This is a genomic window from Micromonospora sp. KC606, assembly GCF_004348675.1.
Classification (GTDB): domain Bacteria; phylum Actinomycetota; class Actinomycetes; order Mycobacteriales; family Micromonosporaceae; genus Micromonospora.
On record NZ_SMKN01000269.1, the window covers coordinates 1 to 7,118 of the forward strand.

Sequence of the window (7,118 nt, forward strand, 5' to 3'; positions counted from 1 at the left end):
GTTCGGGCGGGGCCGGTTCACCGTCCTCTGGGTGGACCTGCGCGGCGAGGTGGCGGCGCTGCACGTGCTGGGCCGGCTGATCCGGGCGGGGCTGCGCCGCAACGGCCTCCCGTACGACGAACGGCCGTTCCGCCCGCACCTGACGATCGCCCGCCCCGGTGACCGGATCGACCGCTGCGATGTGGTGGCCGACTGCGTTGCCCTGGACGACTACCGGGGCCCGGAGTGGCCGGCGTCCGAACTGGTGCTGGTCCGCAGCCACCAGGGCCCCCGCCCCCACCACGACCGCCTGGCCCGCTGGCCACTCTGACCGCGCCCGCGTGCTCCTGACCGGCGTGCTCCTGCCTGCGCCCGCGTGCTCCTGACCGCGCCCGCGTGCTCCTGACCGCGCGTTTTCCTCGCTTCGCGGCATGGTGTGGTATCCGACGCGCCGGATGGCGCAGTTTGCGGCATGTGGGCGGCAGCCCGCGCTGCGGATAGCGCAGTTTGCAGCATTCGGTGACGGTTCGCCGCGCTTTCGCGGCCGGGTGGGGTGAATCGCCGCGCTTTTCGCCGTCGGGTGGGGTGGATCGCCGTGCGGCTCGCGGCCGGGAGCGGTGAATCAGGTGCCCTACCGGGCGCGGCGGGCGGAAAGGCGCCGGCCGCTGCCCGGTCGGGGACGCGTCACCAGGCCCAGGCCTCGGGGCCGGGACCGCCCTTGCCGACCGGCGGAAAGAGCGCGTCGAGCCGCTGCGTGGTCGCGTCGTCGATGGCCACGGTGAGCGCGCCGAGGCTGCCGTCGAGCTGGTCGACGGTACGCGGGCCGATGATCGGGGCGGTCACCCCGGGCCGGGAGAGCAGCCAGCCCAGCGCCACGTCGGCCGGGTCGTGGCCGAGGTCCGCGCAGAGCTTCTCGTACGCCTCGATGGTCGACCGGTGCTCGGCCAGCCCCTCGGCGGCCCGGCCGCTGGTGCCGCGTGCCGCGCCGCCCTCGGCCGTCTTGCGCAGCACCCCGCTGAGCAGCCCACCGTGCAACGGCGACCAGGGGATCACACCCAGGCCGTAGTGCTGTGCCGCCGGGATCACCTCCAGCTCCACGTGCCGGGTGAGCAGGTTGTAGATGGACTGTTCGGCCACCAGGCCGAGGAAGTTTCGCCGGGCCGCGGCGGCCTGCGCCTGCGCGATGTGCCAACCGGCGAAGTTGGACGACCCGACGTAGATGACCTTGCCCTGGGCGACCAGGGTCTCCATCGCCTGCCAGATCTCCTCCCACGGCGTGCTCCGCGACACGTGGTGCATCTGGTACAGGTCGATGACGTCGGTCTGGAGCCGGCGCAGCGAGTCCTCGCAGGCCCGGACGATGTGCCGGGCGCTCAGCCCCTGCTCGTTGGGCCAGTCGCCCATCCGGCCGTACACCTTGGTGGCGAGGACCACCTTGTCGCGCCGCCCGCCGCCCTGGGCGAACCAGCGGCCGATGATCTGCTCGGTGATCCCCTCACCGGTCTGCCAACCGTAGACGTTGGCGGTGTCGAAGAAGTTGATGCCGTGTTCCAGCGCCCGGTCCATGATGGCGAAGCTGTCCGGCTCGCCGGTCTGCGGCCCGAAGTTCATCGTGCCGAGGCAGAGTCGGCTCACCGAGAGGCCGGTGCGGCCCAGATTCGTGTACTCCATGGGACCACCCTGGCACGCCGGCATCTCGAGTGCCGCACGCCGCCAGGGTGGTCGGAGGAGATCAGGACGACTCGCGGGCCGCCGGTCCGCTGCCGAAGAGCACGTCGTCCCAGCTCGGCAGCCGCTTGCGCGGCTTGCCGCCGGCCTCGGTCGACTCGCCGCCGGCCCCCGTCGTGGCACCCGTGCGGCGCGGTCGCAGCACCGCCAGCGACGGTACGGCCGGGACCTCCTTCGGGGCGTCCGAGTCGTCGTCGAAGGCGGAACCCTGACCACCGCCGAGCAGTGCCGCCGCGCCCCCGGCGACGGCCCGCTGCCGGGGCGGGTCGCCACCGGCCAGCGCGGCCGGGGAGCGCGGGTCGAGCCCGCGAGCGCCGGTGCCGCCGACGGGCCGGTCGAGGGAGGCGAGCAGGGCGTCTCGCCCGGCCCGGATCGGGTCCCGGCCGGGCCGGGGCTCGGCGGGCGTCGGCAGACCGTGCCCACCCCGGCTCGGCTCGCCCCGCGACGGGCCGGGCAGCGCGTGGCCGCCGCGCTCCGGCGCCGGCTCCTGGCCCAGGATCGGGGTGGGGCGCTCGGCGCACAGATACTGCGCCATGTCGTCGTGCGGGGTGACATGCTGCCGGGTCTTGTCGAGATCCCACACCGCCTGCGCGGTGGCCTTGCCGGACGGCCAGGTGGCGATGACCCGCCAGGCGCCGTCGTCGCGCCGGTACGCGTCCCAGGAGATCTTCTCGGTGTCGATTCCGTGCTGGGCGAGCCGGCCGTTGACCACCTCGGCGAGTGGGGTCGCCTTCTCGGCGCCCCTCAGTCGGGTGCGCCGGGCGTGCTGGGCGAGCATGGCCCGCTCCTGGAGCACCGGGCCGGCGTACCGCAGGACGCGGTCGACGGGGACGCCGGCGATCCGGGCGACATCCTCGGCGGACTCGCCGGAGCGAATCCGGGCCTGGATGTCCCGTGGGGACAGCGACGGAGTCGGATCGGCGGCGGCCGGCACCACGGACAGTGGTGCGGCACCGGGCTCGGCGTGCAGCGCCGACGCGACGCGGTCGTCTATGGGGAGGGCGAGCAGGCGCCCGACCTCGTCGGCGAGCACCAGAGCCTGGCCGTCCTCGGAGAGGGCGACGAAGCGTACTGGGCGCATGGCGTTGCCTCCGTCCCGCTTCGCTGGCCGTCACGCCACGAGCCGGCCACCCGGGCGTCTCGCACCACCGTACGCTCCTCTACCCGAAGGTGGGGGATGCGACACCCGCATGTCGCGACTGAGCTGCGGCAATGATCACGGTGGGTGGCCGGGGGATGCTCCGTGACCACCCACCGTGACCGCCGATCAGAGTCGCTCGACCACGTAGTCGATGGCGGCGGTCAGCGCCTCCACGTCGGTCGGCTCGACCGCCGGGTAGAGCGCGACCCGCAACTGGTTGCGGCCCAGCTTCCGATAGGGCTCGGTGTCCACGATGCCGTTGGCGCGCAGCGCCTTGGCGATCGCCGAGGCGTCCACCCCGTCGGCGAAGTCGATGGTGGCGACCACGTTGGAGCGCAGCGCCGGGTCGGTGACGAACGGCGTGGCCACCTCGGAGCGCTCCGCCCAGCCGTACAGGATGGCGGCGCTCTCGGCGGTGCGCTTGGTCGCCCACGCCAGCCCGCCCTGCGCGTTCATCCAGTCGGTCTGCTCCGCGGCCAGGAAGATGGTGGCCAGCGCCGGGGTGTTGTACGTCTGCTCCAGCCGCGAGTTGTCGATCGCGGTGACCAGGTCGAGGAAGGCCGGGATGTAGCGGCCGGACTGCTTGATCTCGGTGGCCCGGGCGATCGCGGCCGGCGACATCAGGGCCAGCCAGAGGCCACCGTCGGAGCCGAAGCACTTCTGCGGGGCGAAGTAGTAGACGTCGGTCTCGCCGACGTTGACCTCCAGCCCGCCCGCGCCGGAGGTGGCGTCCACCAGCAGCAGGGCGCCCTCGTCGGCGCCGGCGACCCGGCTGATCGGCACCGCGACACCGGTCGAGGTCTCGTTGTGCGGGATGGCGTAGGCGTCCACGCCGGCCTCGGCGACCAGGGTCGGGGCGCTGCCCGGGGCCGACTTGCGCACGGTCGGTTCACCCAGGAACGGCGCGTCGGAGACCGACTTGGCGAACTTGGCGCCGAACTCGCCGAAGCTGGCGAACTGGGCCCGGTCCCGGACCAGGCCGAAGGCGGCGACCTCCCAGAAGGCGGTGGTGCCGCCGTTGCCGATGACCACCTCGTAGCCCTCGGGGAGGGAGAAGAAGTCGGCGATGCCGCGCCGCAGCCGGGCCACCTGGTCGCGGACGGTCTTCTGCCGGTGCGAGGTGCCCAGGAAGTCGGTCGCCACGTCGGCGAGGGCGGAGACGGCCGCCGGACGGACCTTGGACGGCCCGCAGCCGAACCGCCCGTCGGCGGGCTTGATGTCGTCAGGGATCCGGATGGTCGGTGCGTCAGCCACGGTTGTCTCGATCCTTCCGCGTGGGCGAGGGCGGGCCCGGTCCGGCAGCGCTGCCGGCCTTCATCCTCGCACCCGGACCGGCCCGCCCGGCGGTCGGTCCCGGCCCCGGAGCTGAGTCGTGCGCCACAGGCGGTCCGCCCTGCGGTGCGGCCGGTCCGTGGCCCGTGAGAAGCGCCACAACCGGGCGCGCGAGGGCCCCCGCCCGGCACGGGCGGGGGCCCTCGGGATACGCGGTCAGACGCCGTGCGGGATGGCGTCCCAGCCCTCGACCTCCTGCGGCTTGCGGGTGCCCGGCCCGACGTAGCGGGCGGACGGCCGGACCAGCCGCTGGAGCTTCTTCTGCTCCAGGATGTGCGCGCTCCAGCCGCCCATCCGGGCGCAGGTGAACATCGAGGTGAACATGTGCGCGGGCACCTCGGCGAAGTCCAGCACCACGGCCGACCAGAACTCGACGTTGGTGGCGAGCACCCGGTCCGGGCGGCGGGCCCGCAACTCGGCCAGCGCGGCCCGCTCCAGCGCCTCGGCGACCTCGAAGCGCGGGGCGCCCAGCTCCCGGGCGGTGCGGCGCAGGACCCGGGCGCGCGGGTCCTCGGCCCGGTAGACCCGGTGGCCGAAGCCCATCAACCGCTCACCGCGGTCGAGCACGCCCTTGACGTACCCCTCGGCGTCGCCGCTGCGCTCGACAGCCTCCAGCATGGTGAGCACCCGGGAGGGGGCGCCGCCGTGCAGCGGGCCGGAGAGGGCGCCGATGCCGGAGGAGATGCAGGCCGCGGCGTCGGCCCCGGTGGAGGCGACGATCCGGGCGGTGAAGGTGGAGGCGTTCAGGCCGTGCTCGGCGGCCGAGATGAAGTACGCGTCGACGGCCTTGACGTGCCGCGGGTCGGGCTCCCCCCGCCAGCGCTTCATGAAGCGCTCGACGATCGTCTCCGCCTTGTCGATCTCCTTCTGCGGCACGGCGGGCAGCCCCAGGCCGCGGGCGGACTGGGCGACGAAGGAGAGCGCGGTGACCGAGACCCGGGCCAGGTCCTCGCGGGCCTGCTCGTCGGAGATGTCCAACAGCTGCTGGAGACCCCAGTACGGGGCCAGCATGGCGACCGCGGACTGCACGTCGACGCGGATGTCGCCGGAGTGCACCGGCACGGGGAACGGCTCGGCCGGCGGCAGGCCGGGCCCGAACCGACCGTCGACCAGTAGCGCCCAGACGTTGCCGAAGGAGACCTGACCGATCAGATCCTCGATGTCCACGCCGCGGTAGCGCAGCGCGCCACCCTCGCGGTCCGGTTCGGCGATCTCGGTCTCGAAGGCTACGACGCCCTCCAGGCCCGGTTTGAAGTCGGCCATGTCGTCTCCTGGGTGTGGTCGGTACGCCCGCCGCGAGCCCGATCCGGTTCAGCACCGTAGGCGACCGTCTGGAATGTGTTCGTGACATCTTGCCTGGTGGGTAACCGGGTGCGCGACCCACCGCGGCTGTGCTGCGCGTGACATCCCCCCGGGTCGGCGACCGCGCCGCCTCGGCGAGACTGTGCCGTGCGGGCTGGCCAGCGTCGAGGGACGGCGGCAGCCCGACGGGAGGGAGAGGAACGTGACCGGCGACACACCCGTCCCGGCGGCCATGCGCAACGAGTACGCCGCTGACGTGGGCCTGTCCGAGGCCGGCCTGGCCGGCGACTGGCACACCCAGTTCCACCGCTGGTTCGCCGAGGCGGTCGCCGCCGGCCTGCCCGAGCCGAACGCGATGGTGGTCGGCACCGCCGACGCCGCCGGTCGCCCCAGCGGACGCACGGTCCTGCTCAAGGGCTACGGCCCGGAGGGCTTCGTCTTCTTCACCAACCACGACTCGCGCAAGGGCGTCGAGGTCGCCGTCAACCCGTGGGCCAGCCTGGTCTTCCCCTGGTTCCCGATGCAGCGGCAGGTGGTGGTCGCCGGGCGGATCGAGCGGGTGGACCGGGCCGAGACCGAGGCGTACTTCGCCAGCCGGCCGCGTGGCTCCCAACTCGGCGCCTGGGCCAGCACCCAGTCCCGGGTCATCCCGGACCGGGCGGCGCTGGACGCGGCGTACCGGGCGGCGGCGGAGCGTTTCGCCGACGTGGAGCCGATTCCGCCGCCGCCGCACTGGGGTGGGCTGCGGGTTCGCCCGCAGACGGTGGAGTTCTGGCAGGGCCGGGCCAGCCGGCTGCACGACCGGCTGCGGTTCCGGCGTACCGACGGCGGCGGCTGGGTCGTGGAGCGGCTGGCGCCGTGACCTCCCTACAGACGCCCCGGGGGCGCGCCGCGCGTCGCTGGGCGATCGACCTGCGCCCGTTGCGGGTGCCGGCGTACCGGCGGATCTGGCTCGGCAACACGCTCGCCATGTTCGGCTTCCAGTTGACCGCGGTCGCGGTACCGGTGGAGATGTACGCGCTGACCGGGGACTCGCTCTGGGTTGGGTTGCTCGGTGTCGCCGGCTTCGCTCCGCTGCTTGTCTTCGGGCTGTGGGGCGGGGCGGTGGCCGACGCCCGGGACCGTCGCCGGGTGCTGCTGGCCGGTTCGGCGCTGCTCTGGGCGTCGATGCTGGGTCTGCTCGGGCACGCGCTGTTCGGCACCGGCCACCCGGTGGTGTTGCTGGCTCTGGTCACCGTGCACTCCACCGCGTTCGCGATCAGCTCGCCGGCCCGGTCGGCGATCCTGCCCCGGCTGCTGCCGCCCGAGCTGCTGCCGGCGGGCGCCACGCTGAACTTCACCACCTTCACGGCCGCCTCGGTGGCCGGACCGCTGGTGGCGGGGCTGATCTTCGCGGCCTTCGGCGAGGGTGCGGGCCTGCCGGTCGCGTACGCGCTGGACGCGGTGCTCTTCACCGGGTTGGTGGTGGCCACCGTGCGGTTGCCCGCCATGCCGCCGGCGCCGCCGGTCGAGGGGGAGGCCCGCCGCGGCGGTCTGGCCAGCATCCTCGACGGGTTCCGCTACCTGGCCGCCACGCCGGTGCTGCTGCTGTCGTTCTGCATCGACCTGATCGCGATGATCCTGGCGATGCCGCGGG

At 73.9% G+C, this 7,118-nt stretch carries 7 protein-coding genes; 3 read left to right on the forward strand and 4 right to left on the reverse strand.

The genetic code is table 11. The features are described from left to right. Window positions 1–310: 2'-5' RNA ligase family protein (locus E1193_RS28750; RefSeq protein WP_279433399.1), on the forward strand; the 310-nt coding region annotated here is incomplete at its 5' end. A gap of 353 nt (window positions 311–663) precedes the next feature. On the opposite strand, the gene E1193_RS28755 is transcribed toward E1193_RS28750, so the two are convergent. From E1193_RS28755 to E1193_RS28770, 4 genes are all read right to left on the reverse strand, one after another. Beyond that, window positions 664–1,650, reverse strand: a complete 987-nt coding sequence (locus tag E1193_RS28755; RefSeq protein WP_132186308.1) for an aldo/keto reductase — start codon at window positions 1,648–1,650, stop codon at window positions 664–666. Between the two features lie 61 nt (window positions 1,651–1,711). Further along, window positions 1,712–2,788 carry a septation protein SepH gene (gene sepH, locus E1193_RS28760; protein WP_132186309.1) on the reverse strand — a complete coding sequence of 359 codons (1,077 nt, stop codon included), beginning with the start codon at window positions 2,786–2,788 and terminating at the stop codon, window positions 1,712–1,714. A 186-nt stretch (window positions 2,789–2,974) separates the two neighbouring features. Next, the gene (gene serC / locus E1193_RS28765; RefSeq protein WP_132186310.1) at window positions 2,975–4,102 is read right to left on the reverse strand and encodes a phosphoserine transaminase; all 1,128 of its coding nucleotides are present in this window, start codon (window positions 4,100–4,102) and stop codon (window positions 2,975–2,977) included. Between the two features lie 234 nt (window positions 4,103–4,336). Further along, on the reverse strand, window positions 4,337–5,443 hold the full coding sequence (locus tag E1193_RS28770) for a citrate synthase 2 (RefSeq protein WP_132186311.1): 1,107 nt from the start codon (window positions 5,441–5,443) through the stop codon (window positions 4,337–4,339). Between the two features lie 271 nt (window positions 5,444–5,714). Between E1193_RS28770 and pdxH the strand changes: the two genes are divergently transcribed. Continuing rightward, window positions 5,715–6,344 (forward strand): pyridoxamine 5'-phosphate oxidase, encoded by a 630-nt coding sequence (pdxH, locus tag E1193_RS28775; protein ID WP_132186313.1) that lies wholly within the window; start codon window positions 5,715–5,717, stop codon window positions 6,342–6,344. Next, window positions 6,341–7,118 (forward strand): MFS transporter (locus E1193_RS28780; RefSeq protein ID WP_132186312.1); only part of this gene is annotated, 778 nt, incomplete at its 3' end. The genes pdxH and E1193_RS28780, both read left to right, overlap by 4 nt.